This window comes from Streptococcus vulneris (genome assembly GCF_019218685.1).
GTDB lineage: Bacteria > Bacillota > Bacilli > Lactobacillales > Streptococcaceae > Streptococcus > Streptococcus vulneris.
Genome location: NZ_JAHUZC010000001.1, coordinates 348,965 through 364,551, shown reverse-complemented (window position 1 = coordinate 364,551; position 15,587 = coordinate 348,965). Strand labels below are relative to the sequence as shown.

13 protein-coding genes, 1 tRNA gene and 1 other RNA gene are annotated in these 15,587 nt (G+C 41.2%); 11 read left to right on the top strand and 4 right to left on the bottom strand.

Translation table 11 applies throughout. From position 1 onward, the window contains the following. Positions 1-35: 35 nt before the first annotated feature. A complete protein-coding gene (gene trxB, locus KUA57_RS01820; RefSeq protein WP_218493558.1) occupies positions 36-947 on the top strand; it encodes a thioredoxin-disulfide reductase in 912 nt (303 codons plus the stop codon). 39 nt (positions 948-986) lie between these two features. On the opposite strand, the gene rlmB is transcribed toward trxB, so the two are convergent. Both rlmB and def read right to left on the bottom strand, forming a co-directional pair. Continuing rightward, positions 987-1,715 (bottom strand): 23S rRNA (guanosine(2251)-2'-O)-methyltransferase RlmB, encoded by a 729-nt coding sequence (gene rlmB / locus KUA57_RS01815; RefSeq protein ID WP_045611907.1) that lies wholly within the window; start codon positions 1,713-1,715, stop codon positions 987-989. Positions 1,716-1,760: 45 nt separating this feature from the next. Next, positions 1,761-2,372 (bottom strand): peptide deformylase, encoded by a 612-nt coding sequence (gene def, locus KUA57_RS01810; protein WP_001272937.1) that lies wholly within the window; start codon positions 2,370-2,372, stop codon positions 1,761-1,763. A 174-nt stretch (positions 2,373-2,546) separates the two neighbouring features. Between def and KUA57_RS01805 the strand changes: the two genes are divergently transcribed. From KUA57_RS01805 to KUA57_RS01785, 5 genes are all read left to right on the top strand, one after another. After that, entirely contained in the window at positions 2,547-3,872 is a 1,326-nt protein-coding gene (locus KUA57_RS01805; RefSeq protein ID WP_218493557.1) for a CapA family protein, read from the top strand. Between the two features lie 21 nt (positions 3,873-3,893). Next, entirely contained in the window at positions 3,894-4,721 is an 828-nt protein-coding gene (locus KUA57_RS01800; protein ID WP_125416661.1) for an HAD family hydrolase, read from the top strand. A 1-nt stretch (position 4,722) separates the two neighbouring features. Further along, complete coding sequence (locus KUA57_RS01795; RefSeq protein WP_218493556.1) at positions 4,723-5,358, top strand: SGNH/GDSL hydrolase family protein; 636 nt, start codon at positions 4,723-4,725, stop codon at positions 5,356-5,358. 61 nt (positions 5,359-5,419) lie between these two features. Next, positions 5,420-5,767: a transfer-messenger RNA gene (gene ssrA / locus KUA57_RS01790) on the top strand. 397 nt (positions 5,768-6,164) lie between these two features. After that, entirely contained in the window at positions 6,165-7,499 is a 1,335-nt protein-coding gene (locus KUA57_RS01785) for an Nramp family divalent metal transporter (protein WP_125447010.1), read from the top strand. A 78-nt stretch (positions 7,500-7,577) separates the two neighbouring features. Here the strand turns inward: KUA57_RS01785 and KUA57_RS01780 are convergent. After that, positions 7,578-7,665, bottom strand: a tRNA-Ser gene (locus tag KUA57_RS01780). 161 nt (positions 7,666-7,826) lie between these two features. Between KUA57_RS01780 and KUA57_RS01775 the strand changes: the two genes are divergently transcribed. The 4 genes from KUA57_RS01775 (at position 7,827) to KUA57_RS01760 (ending at position 13,816) form a co-directional block, all read left to right on the top strand. After that, entirely contained in the window at positions 7,827-8,567 is a 741-nt protein-coding gene (locus tag KUA57_RS01775) for a DeoR/GlpR family DNA-binding transcription regulator (RefSeq protein ID WP_000920654.1), read from the top strand. After that, a complete protein-coding gene (gene pfkB, locus KUA57_RS01770) occupies positions 8,564-9,475 on the top strand; it encodes a 1-phosphofructokinase (protein ID WP_218493555.1) in 912 nt (303 codons plus the stop codon). Before KUA57_RS01775 ends, pfkB begins: the two co-directional genes overlap by 4 nt. After that, positions 9,472-11,424 (top strand): fructose-specific PTS transporter subunit EIIC, encoded by a 1,953-nt coding sequence (locus tag KUA57_RS01765; RefSeq protein ID WP_218493554.1) that lies wholly within the window; start codon positions 9,472-9,474, stop codon positions 11,422-11,424. The genes pfkB and KUA57_RS01765 overlap by 4 nt, the downstream gene beginning before the upstream one ends. A gap of 88 nt (positions 11,425-11,512) precedes the next feature. Next, positions 11,513-13,816 carry a DNA translocase FtsK gene (locus KUA57_RS01760; protein ID WP_348982496.1) on the top strand — a complete coding sequence of 768 codons (2,304 nt, stop codon included), beginning with the start codon at positions 11,513-11,515 and terminating at the stop codon, positions 13,814-13,816. Positions 13,817-13,859: 43 nt separating this feature from the next. On the opposite strand, the gene KUA57_RS01755 is transcribed toward KUA57_RS01760, so the two are convergent. After that, on the bottom strand, positions 13,860-14,303 hold the full coding sequence (locus KUA57_RS01755; RefSeq protein WP_218493553.1) for a DUF6556 family protein: 444 nt from the start codon (positions 14,301-14,303) through the stop codon (positions 13,860-13,862). A 138-nt stretch (positions 14,304-14,441) separates the two neighbouring features. Here KUA57_RS01755 and KUA57_RS01750 point away from each other — a divergent pair, with 138 nt between their 5' ends. Further along, positions 14,442-15,584, top strand: coding sequence for a cysteine desulfurase family protein (locus tag KUA57_RS01750; RefSeq protein ID WP_061864031.1), 1,143 nt, complete (start codon positions 14,442-14,444; stop codon positions 15,582-15,584). Positions 15,585-15,587 lie beyond the last annotated feature (3 nt).

The window sequence follows — 15,587 nt, the reverse complement described above, 5'->3', positions numbered from 1 at the left end:
ATAAAGATAGTTACAACAAGAAAGAAGGAAACTATATGTACGATACTATTATTATCGGTGCTGGACCTGCAGGGATGACTGCAGCCTTATACGCTGCTCGAAGCAATCTAAAAGTAGCCTTGATTGAAGGTGGTCTGCCAGGTGGTCAGATGAATAATACATCTGATATTGAAAATTACCCTGGATACGCTAATATTAGTGGGCCAGAATTGGCAGAAAAGATGTTTGAACCGCTTGAAAATCTTGGTGTTGAGTACATTTATGGTTATGTTGAAAATGTCGAAGACCATGGTGATTTTAAGAAAGTGATGACCGTTGACCAAACATATGAAACACGTACAGTTATCGTAGCAACTGGTTCTAAACACCGTCCTTTGGGAGTACCTGGAGAAGAAGAACTGAATAGTCGTGGTGTTTCTTACTGTGCCGTGTGTGATGGTGCTTTCTTCCGTGACCAAGATTTGTTGGTAGTTGGTGGCGGAGATTCAGCTGTTGAAGAAGCCCTCTTCTTGACTCGTTTTGCTAAGACTGTTACCATTGTTCATCGTCGTGATCAACTCCGTGCCCAAAAGGTATTACAAGACCGTGCCTTTGCGAATGAGAAAATCAGCTTTATCTGGGATTCTGTAGTGAAGGAAATCAAAGGTGAAAACCGAGTAGAATCTGTCGTATTTGAAAATGTGAAAACAGGTCAAGTGACAGAGCAAGCCTTTGGTGGTGTCTTTATCTATGTTGGTTTGGACCCTCTTAGCGATTTTGTTAAAGAATTGAATATCCAAGATCAGGCAGGTTGGATTGTGACAGATAACCACATGAAAACTGCAGTTGACGGTATCTTTGCAGTTGGAGATGTTCGCTTGAAAGACCTTCGCCAAGTAACAACAGCGGTTGGAGATGGGGCTATTGCTGGTCAAGAAGCCTATAAATTTATCACAGAACATAGTTAATCATAAAAAAAGTTTCCAATCAGATGACTGGAAACTTTTTTATAGTCTATTTCGAAAAACTTCGTACATAAGAATAGCTGCAGCAACACTGGCATTAAGGCTTTGAACATGGCCATTCATAGGAATGGTAATCATTTCATCGACTTGTTTTTTAATGTTGCTAGAGATGCCTTTTCCTTCATTTCCGATGATGAGGGCGATTTTCCCTTTTGTATTCCACTTGTGGCAAGGAGTACCGTTCATATCCGTTCCAAAGGTCCAGAAACCTTCATCCTTGAGTTTATCTAGAGTTTGGCTCAGATTAGTCACACGGGCAATTGGAACGTGTTCAATAGCACCTGTGGCCGTTTTGGCAACGACAGGAGTAACTCCGACAGCACGGTGCTTGGGAATGATGACACCTGAAACGTTGGTCGCATCAGCTGTTCTCAAGATGGAACCTAGATTATGAGGGTCAGTTAACCCATCCAGAATCAATAGAAGTGGATTTTCTTCTTGGCGTGTTTTGGCAAGGATTTGGTCCAGTTCGCTATAGGCAAATTCGGATACTCGTAGAACGAAACCTTGGTGGACAGCACCTTCAGTCATCTCAGAGAGGGATTTTTTTGAAGTCCAAGAAATGGATACTTTTTTTTCTGTAGCCAGTTCTTTGACTTTTTCAACATTCTTACCTCGGAGATCTTCTTGGAGGTAAAGTTTGTTCCCTGTGTTTGCAAGGAGGGCTTCGGTAACGGCGTGGACGCCATAGACAATATCATTTGTTTTCATGCCTCTATTATAACACAAAACCCCGTCTTGAAACGGGATTTTTTTTTATTCTAGAATCAGTAAACCATCTTTAACTTCAAATGGGTCTTTTTCATTGATACGATCGTAAAACATGATTCCGTTAATGTGGTCAATTTCATGCTGAACAACGATGGAGTTATAGCCTTTGAGTTTGATACGGTGTTTTTCTCCATCCTTGTCAAAGTAGTCAACAGTAACGCGGGCATGGCGAACAACATAGCCAGGCACGTTGCGGTCGACAGAGAGGCAACCTTCTCCTTCGCCAAGAGCAGCGTCTTGAACAGAGTGAGAGACGATTTTTGGATTATACATAATAGCTTGCAAGTCGTAAGCTTCCTGTGGGGTTTCGCCTTCTTCAACAATATTTGGTACCAAAACAGCGATAATACGTTTTGAGATATCTAATTGAGGGGCAGCGAGTCCAACACCACCGCGGAGCCCCATTTTTTCAGCCATGACAGGATCTTGGGAGTGTTTTAGGAATTGCATCATCTTTTCGCCAAGGATGATTTCTTGGTCAGATAGGGGGAAGGTAACTTCCTCAGCAACCGCACGTAGAGTCGGATTCCCCTCGCGGATAATATCTTTCATATCAATTAAGTGAGCAGCTTTTGTAATACGTTCTATAGCAGACATTTTCTCTCCTTTCATTACCTCTACATGATAACACAAAATGACAAGGATTGAAAGTATTACAACCTTTAGGATTTATAGAAAATAGATAGGAAGTTCAATTCAATTGTGAAAGAATTACTTATCTGTGATATAATAAAAAGAAAAGGCTTGCATTAGAAAGTAGGGAGAATGAAGATGCAAAGAAGACAAGATAGACATAAACGTGGACCAGTTTTTCATTTTGTGAGAGGCTTTGTAAACTTTTTTAGGAGTTATCGCAAGTGGAGTAATAAGGGATTTGTGGCGATACTCTTGCTAGCAGTTGCTTTATCAATGGGCTTGGTCTTGTTGTTTGAAAGTTTCCAAGGAATTCCATTGACTAGTCAAAAAAAGGATGCCATTTCTCAAGAAGCTAATAAGACGAATCAAAGTTCTAAAGATCAGGAAGAAGAAAAAAGTGCTCGTATCATGGCCCATGGAGATTTACTTTACCATGATATTATTTATATGTCAGCTAAAAAGGAAGATGGAAGCTATGATTTTCATGAGAATTTTGAATACGTAACTCCGTGGCTTAAGCAGGCAGATTTGGCTATAGGTGATTTTGAAGGGACCATTAATAAAGATCATTATCTAGCTGGCTATCCTTTATTTAATGCTCCTGGTCAAGTAATGGATGCTATTAAAGATGCTGGGTATCATGTTTTAGATCTAGCTCATAATCATATTTTAGATTCGCAAATTGAAGGAGTTATTTCAACGGCAGATGCAATTGAAAAGGCAGGAATGACACCTATTGGAGTTTATACGCACGAGTCACGTGATCAAGCTCCACTCGTTATCAAGGAAGTGAACGGTATCAAGGTTGCACTTTTGGCTTATTCTTATGGATTTAATGGAATTGAGCAAAGTATTTCTCAAGAAGATTATAACCGCTATCTTTCAGACCTAAACGAAGATAAGATGAAGGCTGAAATTGAGCGTGCAGAGAAGGAAGCGGACATTACTGTTATCATGCCTCAGATGGGTGTTGAGTATCGCATAGAACCGACTGACGAGCAAAAGGCTTTGTACCACAAGATGATTGAATGGGGAGCGGATATTATCTTTGGAGGCCATCCACACGTAGTTGAGCCATCTGAAATTGTTGAAAAAGATGGAGACAAGAAACTCATTATCTATTCAATGGGGAACTTTATTTCCAATCAGCGAATTGAAACAATGACTGGTGTAGACAATGCGAAGTGGACTGAGCGTGGTGTTCTTATGGATGTAACTGTCAAGAAAAAAGATGGAAAAACAACTATTGAAACAGCTAAAGCTCATCCTACTTGGGTCAATCGAACACCAAAGGGAACTTTTTCACCAGAAGGATATCCCTTATATCATTACCAAACCTATATCCTAGAAGACTTTATCGAGGGTGGTAGTCATCGTGATCAGTTGGATGAAGCGACTAAGGAACGAATTGATACAGCCTATAAAGAAATGAACGAACATGTGGGATTGAAGTGGGACTAGCTTGAATTCAGAGGAAAGTAAATGATGATTAAAGTAATTGCGACAGATATGGATGGGACCTTGCTGGATGCTAGAGGCCAGCTTGATCTCCCACGCTTGGAAAAGATTTTAGATCAGTTGGATCAAAGGGGCGTTCGTTTTGTCATCGCTACGGGCAATGAAATTCACCGCATGAGGCAACTACTGGAGCACTTGGTCGATCGAGTGGTTCTGGTTGTTGCCAATGGTGCTCGTATTTTTGAAAACAATGAACTGATTCAGGATCAGACTTGGGATGATGCCATTGTCGATAAGGCCTTGGCTTATTTCGAGGGTCGAGCGTGTCAGGATCAGTTTGTTGTAACGGGGATGAAGGGTGGTTTCGTCAAAGAAGGTACGATTTTCACAGACCTTGAAAGTTTTATGACTCCAGAAATGATTGAAAAATTCTACCAACGGATGCATTTTGTGGATGAATTAACCACTGACCTCTTTGGTGGTGTGCTCAAGATGAGTATGGTTGTTGGCGAGGAACGTTTGAGTTCGGTTTTGGAAGAAATCAATGACCTCTTTGATGGTCGTGTTCGGGCTGTATCGAGTGGCTATGGTTGCATTGATATCCTTCAAGCTGGGATTCATAAAGCATGGGGCTTGGAAGAATTACTCAAGCGTTGGGCCTTGAACTCCCAACAAATCATGGCTTTTGGCGACAGTGAAAATGATGTTGAAATGCTTGAAATGGCTGGAATTGCCTATGCGATGGAAAATGCTGATGATAAGGCCAAAGCTGTGGCTACTGCTCTAGCGCCAGCCAATAGCCAAGGAGGAGTTTATCAAATCTTGGAAAACTGGTTAGAAAAAGGAGAATGAAGTGGCAGTACAGTTATTAGAAAATTGGTTACTAAAGGAACAAGAAAAAATCCAAACCAAGTATCGTCACTTAAATCAGGTTTCTGTTGTAGAGCCAGACATTCTTTTTATTGGGGATTCCATTGTCGAATATTATCCTCTGCAGGAGCTGTTTGGGACTTCAAAAACGATTGTCAATCGAGGCATTCGAGGTTATCAGACAGGACTGTTATTAGAGAATCTGGATGCTCATCTATATGGTGAAGCAGTAGATAAAATTGTCCTTTTGATTGGGACAAATGATATCGGAAAATATGTACCTGTGAATGAGACTCTCAATAATCTCGAAGCTATTATTCAATCCATTGCTCGCGATTATCCATTGACTGAGATTAAATTGCTTTCTATTTTGCCAGTCAATGAGGGAGAGGAGTACAAGCAGACAGTCTATATCCGCACAAATGAAAAAATTCAGAAATGGAATCAAGCCTATAAAGAACTTGCTTCTGCCTATATGCAGGTAGAATTTGTGCCAGTTTTTGATAGTTTGACAGACCAAGCAGGCAAACTCAAGAAAGATTATACAACTGATGGGTTGCACCTTAGTGTTGCTGGTTATCAGATTTTGACAAAATCTTTGAAAGATTATCTTTTGTAGTTAATTGCTTTCCTTTTTGCATTTTTGAGTTAGATAAGGTATAATGGTTTTATTGTCTTTTGGGGTCGTTACGGATTCGACAGGCATTATGAGGCATATTTTGCGACTCGTGTGGCGACGTAAACGCTCAGTTAAATATAACTGCAAAAAATAATACTTCTTACGCTCTAGCTGCCTAAAAACCAGCAGGCGTGACCCGATTTGGATTGCTCGTGTTCAATGACAGGTCTTATTATTAGCGAGATACGATTAAGCCTTGTCTAGTGGCTTGATAAGAGATTGATAGACTCGCAGTTTCTAGGCTTGAGTTATGTGTCGAGGAACTGTTAAATTAATACATAACCTATGGTTGTAGACAAATATGTTGGCAGGTGTTTGGACGTGGGTTCGACTCCCACCGGCTCCATTGATAATTTACATTGTTTTGTAAATCTTTCTAAAACGTTGTTTTTACAACGTTTTTTATTTTATTCTTTGGTATTCTTTTGCAAAAAAAGAATACAACATTTTGTTGTATCCTAAATATTAAATCAAGTCCTGAATTTTCTTAAGTTTTTATCATATTTTCTGTTATAATTAAGGTGCCTTAAGAAAAATAATGAAAAAACTAAATGTTTTTCATATAGTTTTCATTTTTGTGTTATAATTAAGGTGCCTTAAGAAAAATATTAAGGTGCCTTAAGAAAAATAATGAAAAAACTAAATGTTTTTCATATAGTTTTCATTGTTTTAATAGTTTAAAGTCAATCTTATTTTTCTCTAATAGAAAATAATGAAAAAGTAGGTTTAGAAAGAGGTAAGTATCTATGTCTTCTCATAAAAAAGTGTCACTCTCTGAGATTAATCAATCTATCGATACTCCAAATAACAATCATTTCTGGCAAAATTTAAATGCCTTTTTAGGTCCGGGTGCTCTTGTCGCAGTTGGTTATATGGATCCAGGAAACTGGATTACCAGTGTAGTCGGTGGTGCTTCCTATAAGTATAGTCTCTTGTTTGTTATCTTGATTTCATCTCTCATTGCCATGCAACTTCAGCAGATGGCAGGAAAGCTTGGTATTGTAACCCAGATGGACCTGGCTCAAGCAACGGCTCATCATTCACCTAAATGGCTTCGTTATAGTCTATGGGTGATTTTAGAATTAGCCTTGATGGCGACAGATCTGGCAGAAGTTCTAGGTTCAGCGATTGCTCTCAATCTTCTCTTTAAGATTCCGATTATGATAGCAATTCTCTTGACTGTGTTGGATGTTTTTCTCTTATTGCTTCTGATGAAATTTGGCTTTAAGAAGATTGAAGCTATTGTGACAACACTGATTTTAACCATTCTAGCAATTTTTACCTATCTGGTAGCTTTGTCACATCCAAGCTTCCAAGGAATCGTTGAGGGTTATCTACCGAATGCAACCTTATTTGAAAGTCCCTTGTCAGGGCATGAAAGTCAATTAACCTTGGCACTAGGGATCGTGGGAGCAACGGTTATGCCCCATAACCTCTATTTGCATTCTTCCTTGTCTCAAACTCGGAAAATCAATCACAAGGACAAGAATGATGTTCGAAAAGCCGTGCGCTTTATGACCTGGGATTCAAATCTCCAATTATCCTTGGCCTTTGTGGTTAACTCCCTTCTATTAATTCTCGGGGCGGCTCTCTTTTTCGGCCATGCATCTGAGATTTCTGCCTTCTCTCAAATGTATAATGCCTTGCAGGATTCTACTATTGCAGGAGCTATAGCTAGCTCGACCTTATCAACCTTGTTTGCCTTGGCTTTATTAGCCAGTGGTCAAAATTCGACGATTACGGGTACCTTGACTGGACAAATCGTTATGGAAGGTTTCTTGCATATGAGATTACCTCAATGGTTCATTCGTTTGGCAACTCGTCTCTTTGCCTTGTTGCCTGTCATGATTGTAGCGGTTCTGTTTGGTCATCAGGAAAAAACATTGGATCAGTTATTGGTTTATTCACAAGTCTTTCTTTCGATTGCTCTTCCATTTTCAATCTTCCCACTGATTTATCTAACTTCTAAGAAATCACTGATGGGAGAATTTACCAATGCCAAATGGAATACCATCCTTGGCTATATCGTTTCCATTATCTTAACAATTCTCAATGTGAAATTGTTATTTGATATTTTCTAAGAAATTCACCCGAGTTATAAAACAAGCATATAAGAAAAAAGATACCCAAGATTTCTTGGGTATCTTTTTTAAAATAAACGGAAGACATGGGATTCGAACCCACGCACGCTGTTACACGCCTACCGCGTTTCCAACACGGCCTCTTAAGCCTCTTGAGTAATCTTCCAATACTTACTCAAATAGTCTACCATAAAGGCCCCTATCTTGCAATAAAAATTCTGGAAATAAGAAAAATGATAGATATTGAAAGAAAATGATAAAAAATGCTTGACTTTGAAAGAAGGTGTGATAGAATGAATAGTGTAAACGATAACAGGAGGTGATTCAGTGTTAAAAACAGAGCGGAAGCAACTGATTCTAGAGGAGTTAAATCAACATCATGTAGTTTCTCTAGAAAAATTAGTTAGTTTGCTAGAGACCTCAGAATCAACGGTTCGAAGAGACTTGGATGAGTTGGAAGCGGAAAACAAGCTTCGTCGCGTGCATGGTGGAGCAGAATTGCCCCATTCCTTGCAGGAAGAAGAAACCATTCAAGAAAAATCGGTCAAAAACCTTCAAGAGAAGAAGTTGTTGGCTCAGAAAGCAGCCTCTCTCATTAAGGAACAAGATGTCATCTTTATCGATGCAGGAACAACAACTGCTTTTTTGATTCATGAATTGGTCAATAAGAATGTTACGGTCGTGACCAACTCGATTCACCATGCTGCTCAGTTGGTTGAAAAGCAGATTCCAACTGTCATGGTTGGAGGTAGTGTCAAGATGGCGACGGATGCTAGCATCGGGGGCGTTGCTCTTAACCAGATTAACCAATTGCACTTTGACCGTGCCTTTATCGGGATGAATGGTGTGGACGATGGTTATTATACGACTCCTGATATGGAAGAGGGAGCTGTGAAGCGTGCTATTTTGGAGAATGCTAAACAGACCTACGTCTTAGTGGATTCATCAAAAATTGGACAAACTTGCTTTGCCAAGGTAGCACCACTCAAACGCGCTATTGTTATCACAAGTCAAGGGCATGAGCTCTTGCAGGCTATTAAGGAGAAAACGGAGGTAATAGAAGTATGATTTATACAGTCACACTCAATCCATCTATTGATTATATCGTTCGTTTGGACCAAGTCCAAGTTGGTAGTGTCAATCGTATGGACAGTGATGATAAGTTTGCTGGTGGGAAAGGAATCAATGTCAGCCGTGTCTTGAAACGTTTGGATATACCAAATACAGCGACGGGATTTATCGGAGGCTTTACTGGTAAATTTATCACAGATACCCTTGCAGAGGAAGAAATCGAGACATGTTTTGTCCAAGTGGCAGAAGATACTCGTATCAATGTTAAAATCAAAGCAGAACAAGAAACAGAAATCAACGGAACGGGTCCAAATGTGGAACCAGCTCAGCTAGAAGAATTGAAAGCTATTTTGTCTAGTTTGACTGCAGAAGACACGGTTGTATTTGCGGGTTCAAGTGCTAAAAATCTAGGCAATGTCATCTACAAGGATTTGATTGCCTTGACGCGCAAGACTGGTGCGCAAGTAGTCTGTGACTTTGAAGGACAGACCTTGATTGATAGTTTGGACTATCAGCCACTTTTGGTTAAACCAAATAATCACGAACTTGGAGCTATTTTTGGGGTTAAACTCGAAAGTTTAGATGAAATCGAGAACTATGCTCGTCAGTTACTGGCTAAAGGTGCTCAAAACGTTATTATCTCTATGGCTGGTGACGGTGCCCTTCTTGTTACATCTGAGGGAACTTACTTTGCAAAACCTATTAAGGGAACAGTGAAAAATTCAGTGGGGGCTGGTGATTCTATGGTTGCTGGATTCACAGGTGAATTTGTCAAATCAAAAGACGCAGTAGAAGCCTTCAAATGGGGAGTTGCTTGTGGAACAGCAACGACCTTCTCAGATGACTTGGCAACAGCAGAATTTATTAAAGAAACATATGAAAAAGTTGAGGTAGAAAAACGATGAAAATTCAAGACCTATTGAGAAAAGATGTCATGTTGCTGGATTTGCAGGCAACTGAAAAAACAGCTGTCATCGACGAGATGATTAAAAGTTTGACAGACCACGGTTATGTGTCAGATTTTGAAACTTTTAAAGAAGGCATTTTGGCACGTGAAGCCTTGACTTCTACTGGTTTGGGTGACGGAATTGCTATGCCACACAGCAAGAACTCTGCTGTCAAAGAAGCGACAGTTCTCTTTGCTAAGTCAAATAAGGGTGTTGATTATGAGAGCTTGGATGGGCAAGCAACTGACCTCTTCTTTATGATTGCAGCTCCAGAAGGTGCCAATGACACTCACTTGGCAGCCTTGGCAGAATTGTCTCAATACTTGATGAAAGACGGTTTTGCTGACAAACTTCGTCAAGCAACATCAGCTGACCAAGTTATCGAACTTTTTGACCAAGCTTCAGAAAAAACTGAAGAGCCTGTTCAAGTACCTGCTAATGAAACTGGTGACTTTATCGTAGCCGTTACAGCTTGTACAACAGGTATTGCCCACACTTACATGGCTCAAGAAGCCCTTCAAAAAGTGGCTGCTGAAATGGGTGTTGGGATCAAGGTCGAAACTAACGGTGCCAGTGGTGTTGGTAACCAACTAACTGCAGAGGACATCCGCAAGGCTAAAGCTGTTATCATCGCAGCAGACAAGGCAGTTGAAATGGATCGTTTCGATGGCAAACCATTGATCAATCGTCCGGTTGCTGACGGTATCCGTAAAACAGAAGAGTTAATTAACTTGGCTCTTTCAGGAGATGCTGAAGTTTATCGTGCTGCTAATGGAACAAAAGCTACAACAGCCTCTAACGAAAAACAAAGCCTTGGTGGTGCCTTCTACAAACACTTGATGAGTGGTGTATCGCAAATGTTGCCATTTGTTATTGGCGGTGGTATCATGATTGCCCTTGCCTTCTTGATTGACGGTGCTTTGGGTGTTCCAAATGAAAATCTTGGTAATCTTGGTTCCTACCATGAGCTAGCTTCTATGTTCATGAAAATTGGTGGAGCTGCCTTTGGTTTGATGCTTCCAGTCTTTGCAGGTTATGTTGCCTACTCTATCGCTGAAAAACCAGGTTTGGTAGCAGGTTTCGTGGCTGGTGCTATTGCCAAAGAAGGTTTTGCCTTTGGTAAAATTCCTTATGCCGCAGGTGGTGAAGCAACTTCAACTCTTGCAGGTGTCTCATCTGGTTTCCTAGGTGCCCTTGTTGGTGGATTTATCGCAGGTGCTTTAGTTCTTGCTATCAAGAAATACGTTAAAGTTCCTCGTTCACTTGAAGGTGCAAAATCAATCCTTCTCTTGCCACTTCTTGGGACAATCTTGACAGGATTTGTCATGCTAGCTGTTAACATCCCGATGGCAGCAATCAACACTGCTATGAATGACTTCCTAGGCGGTCTTGGAGGTGGTTCAGCTGTCCTTCTCGGTATCGTCCTTGGTGGAATGATGGCTGTTGACATGGGTGGACCAGTTAACAAAGCGGCTTATGTATTTGGTACAGGTACGCTTGCAGCGACTGTTTCTTCAGGTGGTTCTGTGGCTATGGCAGCAGTTATGGCTGGAGGAATGGTACCACCACTTGCAATCTTTGTCGCAACTCTTCTCTTTAAAGACAAATTTACTAAAGAAGAACGCAACTCTGGTTTGACAAACATTATCATGGGCTTGTCATTTATCACTGAGGGAGCAATTCCATTTGGTGCCGCTGACCCAGCTCGTGCGATCCCAAGCTTCATCCTTGGTTCAGCAGTAGCAGGTGGCCTCGTTGGTCTTACTGGTATCAAACTCATGGCGCCACACGGAGGAATCTTCGTTATCGCCCTTACTTCAAATGCTCTCCTTTACCTCGTTTCTGTCTTGGTAGGAGCAATTGTAAGTGGTGTGGTCTATGGTTACCTACGCAAACCACAAGCATAAAAATTAGATAGAAAATAAAAAGATTGGACCGTTTGGTGCAGTCTTTTTCTCTTTCCGAAATGCCTGTGAAATATGGTATAATAGAAGAATGGCAAACAAGAATACAAGTAAAACAAGACGGAGACCGTCTAAAGCAGAACTCGAAAGAAAAGAAGCGATTCAACGAATGTTGATTTCGTTAGGAATCGCCCTTTTATTGATTTTCGCAGCCTTCAAATTAGGGGCTGCAGGTATAACCCTTTACAATTTAATTCGCTTGCTAGTGGGTAGCCTAGCTTATCTGGCAATATTTGGTATCCTGCTCTATCTCTTCTTCTTCAAGTGGATACGAAAACAGGAAGGGCTCCTATCTGGCTTTTTCACCATATTTGCAGGTTTGCTCTTGATTTTTGAGGCCTACTTAGTTTGGAAATATGGTTTGGACAAGTCGGTCTTAAAAGGAACCATGGCTCAGGTTGTGACTGATTTGACTGGTTTTCGAACGACCAGTTTTGCTGGTGGAGGCTTGATTGGTGTTGGACTCTATGTGCCAACAGCCTTTCTCTTCTCAAATATCGGTACTTACTTTATTGGTTCTATCTTGATTTTAGTGGGTGCTCTCCTAGTCAGTCCTTGGTCTGTTTACGATATTGCTGAATTTTTCAGTAGAGGCTTTGCCAAATGGCGAGAAGGGCATGAGCGTCGAAAAGAGGAACGCTTTGTCAAACAAGAAGAAAAAGCTCGTCAAAAGGCTGAGGAAGAGGCTAGATTAGAAAAAGAAGAGGCTGAAAAAGCCTTACTCGATATGCCTCCTGTTGATATGGAAACGGGTGAAATTCTTACAGAAGATGTTGTGCTTGACGTTCCACCTGTTCCAGAAGAAGAGTGGGTAGAACCAGAGATCATCTTGCCTCAAGCTGAACTTGAATTCACTGAACAGGGAGATGGCTCTGATGACGAAGATGTTCAGGTCGATTTTTCAGCAAAGGAAGCCCTTGAATACAAACTTCCAAGCTTACAACTCTTTGCCCCAGATAAACCAAAAGACCAGTCGAAAGAGAAGAAAATCGTTCGTGAAAACATCAAAATCCTAGAAGAAACTTTTGCTAGTTTTGGTATTAAGGTAACGGTTGAACGGGCTGAAATTGGGCCGTCAGTGACCAAGTATGAAGTCAAGCCAGCAGTCGGTGTACGGGTTAACCGCATTTCCAATCTAGCAGATGACCTCGCTCTAGCCTTGGCAGCCAAGGATGTCCGGATTGAGGCTCCAATACCTGGTAAATCCTTAGTCGGGATTGAGGTTCCTAACTCTGAGATTGCGACGGTATCCTTCCGCGAACTATGGGAACAATCTCAAACGAAAGCAGAAAATCTCTTAGAAATTCCTCTAGGAAAGGCAGTTAATGGCACCGCAAGAGCTTTTGACCTTTCCAAGATGCCCCACTTGCTAGTTGCAGGTTCAACGGGTTCAGGGAAGTCAGTAGCTGTTAACGGCATTATCGCTAGCATCCTCATGAAGGCGAGACCTGACCAAGTTAAATTTATGATGGTCGATCCTAAGATGGTTGAGTTGTCTGTTTACAATGACATTCCCCACCTCTTGATTCCAGTTGTGACCAATCCACGCAAAGCCAGTAAGGCTCTGCAAAAGGTTGTGGATGAAATGGAAAATCGTTATGAACTCTTTGCCAAGGTAGGAGTTCGGAATATTGCAGGCTTTAATGCCAAGGTAGAAGAGTTCAATGCCCAGTCTGAGTACAAGCAAATTCCGCTACCGCTTATTGTCGTGATTGTGGATGAGTTGGCTGACCTTATGATGGTGGCCAGCAAGGAAGTGGAAGATGCCATCATTCGTCTTGGGCAGAAGGCGCGGGCTGCAGGTATCCACATGATTCTTGCAACCCAGCGTCCATCGGTTGATGTCATTTCTGGTCTGATCAAGGCCAATGTCCCATCTCGAGTGGCTTTTGCGGTTTCATCAGGGACAGACTCCCGTACTATCTTGGATGAAAATGGAGCTGAGAAACTACTTGGCCGAGGGGACATGCTCTTTAAACCGATTGATGAAAATCATCCAGTTCGTCTCCAAGGATCCTTTATCTCGGATGATGATGTTGAACGCATCGTAAACTTTATCAAGGCTCAGGCAGATGCGGACTACGATGAGAGTTTTGATCCAGGTGAGGTTTCTGAAAATGAAGGTGAATTTTCAGATGGTGAAACTGGTGGAGATCCGCTTTTTGAGGAAGCCAAGGCTTTGGTTATCGAAACTCAGAAAGCCAGCGCATCTATGATTCAGCGTCGTTTGTCAGTTGGATTTAACCGTGCGACCCGTCTCATGGAAGAGCTTGAGATGGCAGGTGTCATCGGTCCAGCTGAAGGTACCAAACCAAGAAAAGTATTGCAACAATAAAAAATAGCTTCTTTCCAAGTTTGGAGGGAAGCTATTTTAGTGATTATTGATTAGTTTTATTTTCCGAAGTTGGACTATTGGACTGTTTTTCATTTTCAGTAGTAGGTTTACTTGTGGCAGGTGTAGTAGAGTCTTGAGTTGCTGTTTTCTGCTCTTCTTTTTTTTCTTCCTTGACGCTAGATTTTGGTGTTTCTTCTTGTTGTGTTTCTTCTTGTTGTGTTTTTTCTTGAGAAGTGTTATTTTCCTTATTGGGACTAGTGTTTTCCTGAGGGGATTCCTTTTGAATTTCTTTGACAATGGTTGTCGTCTGGCTTGTCGTAGGTTCTTTTTTAGTATTTTTGTTATTATCCAAGGCGTTCATAATCGTGATACTTGCGGTAATTAAGCCAAGGATACTACCGATAGTGGCAACAGTTTTTTGAAAGACCGTAAAGCCTTTTTTGATGTGTTCTGTTTTTGGTTTTGAAGTTCTACGATAATTAGACATACATTCTCTCCTTTGATTAAAATTTATTATACCGCATTTCTTTAAAAAAATCTTAAAAAAAGAGGAATTGCCCTTTCTTGTCGCAAGCTCCGTTTCATGATACAATAGAGGGAGTGATTTTAGAAAGCGTGAGAAAACATGATTTACTTTGATAATTCGGCGACGACCAAGCCTTATCCTGAAGCACTTGAAACTTATATGCAGGTCGCTTCAAAAATTTTAGGAAATCCATCTAGTCTCCATCGTTTGGGAGACCAGGCAACACGAATCTTAGATGCTTCTCGCCAACAGATTGCAGATTTAATCGGTAAGAAAAGTGATGAAATCTTCTTTACTTCTGGTGGAACAGAAGGAGATAACTGGGTCATCAAGGGTGTGGCCTTTGAAAAGGCTCAGTTTGGAAAGCACATCATTGTATCAGCCATTGAACATCCAGCAGTCAAAGAGTCAGCCCTTTGGTTGAAATCTCAAGGTTTTGAAGTGGATTTTGCTCCAGTTGATAACAAAGGATTTGTGGATGTTGAGGCACTAGCAGATTTGATAAGACCTGATACGACCCTCGTTTCCGTCATGGCTGTGAACAATGAAATTGGCTCGATTCAACCTATTGAGGCTATTTCAGAACTCTTGGCAGATAAGCCGACTATTTCCTTCCACGTTGATGCGGTTCAGGCGCTTGCCAAGATTTCGACTGAAAAATATTTGACTGATCGAGTGGATTTCGCGACTTTCTCTGGTCACAAGTTTCACGGAGTTCGAGGTGTTGGATTTGTCTATATCAAGTCTGGCAAGAAGATTACGCCTCTGTTGACTGGTGGTGGTCAGGAGCGAGATTATCGTTCGACAACTGAAAATGTGGCAGGGATTGCAGCGACAGCCAAGGCTCTCCGCTTGTCTATGGAAAAGCTAGATATCTTTACTAGTAAGACTGGACAGATGAAGACAGTGATTCGTCAAGCCCTTCTGGACTATCCAGATATTTTTGTCTTTTCAGATGAGGAAGACTTTGCCCCTCATATCCTGACTTTTGGAATCAAAGGTGTTCGAGGTGAAGTCATTGTTCACGCCTTTGAAGACTATGATATTTTCATCTCAACGACCTCTGCTTGTTCGTCCAAGGCTGGGAAACCTGCAGGTACCTTGATTGCTATGGGAGTGGATAAAGATAAGGCTCAGTCAGCTGTGCGTCTAAGCCTAGACCTTGAAAATGATATGAGTCAGGTTGAGCAGTTTTTGACCAAGTTAAAATTGATTTACAATCAAACTAGAAAAGTAAGATAGGAG

Bases quoted from the DNA above. Each gene is read 5' to 3' on its own strand.
- trxB (WP_218493558.1), top strand. From the start codon at position 36: ATGTACGATACTATTATTATCGGTGCTGGACCTGCAGGGATGACTGCA.
- rlmB (WP_045611907.1), bottom strand. From the start codon at position 1,715: ATGAAAACAAATGATATTGTCTATGGCGTCCACGCCGTTACCGAAGCC.
- def (WP_001272937.1), bottom strand. From the start codon at position 2,372: ATGTCTGCTATAGAACGTATTACAAAAGCTGCTCACTTAATTGATATG.
- KUA57_RS01805 (WP_218493557.1), top strand. From the start codon at position 2,547: ATGCAAAGAAGACAAGATAGACATAAACGTGGACCAGTTTTTCATTTT.
- KUA57_RS01800 (WP_125416661.1), top strand. From the start codon at position 3,894: ATGATGATTAAAGTAATTGCGACAGATATGGATGGGACCTTGCTGGAT.
- KUA57_RS01785 (WP_125447010.1), top strand. From the start codon at position 6,165: ATGTCTTCTCATAAAAAAGTGTCACTCTCTGAGATTAATCAATCTATC.
- pfkB (WP_218493555.1), top strand. From the start codon at position 8,564: ATGATTTATACAGTCACACTCAATCCATCTATTGATTATATCGTTCGT.
- KUA57_RS01765 (WP_218493554.1), top strand. From the start codon at position 9,472: ATGAAAATTCAAGACCTATTGAGAAAAGATGTCATGTTGCTGGATTTG.
- KUA57_RS01760 (WP_348982496.1), top strand. From the start codon at position 11,513: ATGGCAAACAAGAATACAAGTAAAACAAGACGGAGACCGTCTAAAGCA.
- KUA57_RS01755 (WP_218493553.1), bottom strand. From the start codon at position 14,303: ATGTCTAATTATCGTAGAACTTCAAAACCAAAAACAGAACACATCAAA.
- KUA57_RS01750 (WP_061864031.1), top strand. From the start codon at position 14,442: ATGATTTACTTTGATAATTCGGCGACGACCAAGCCTTATCCTGAAGCA.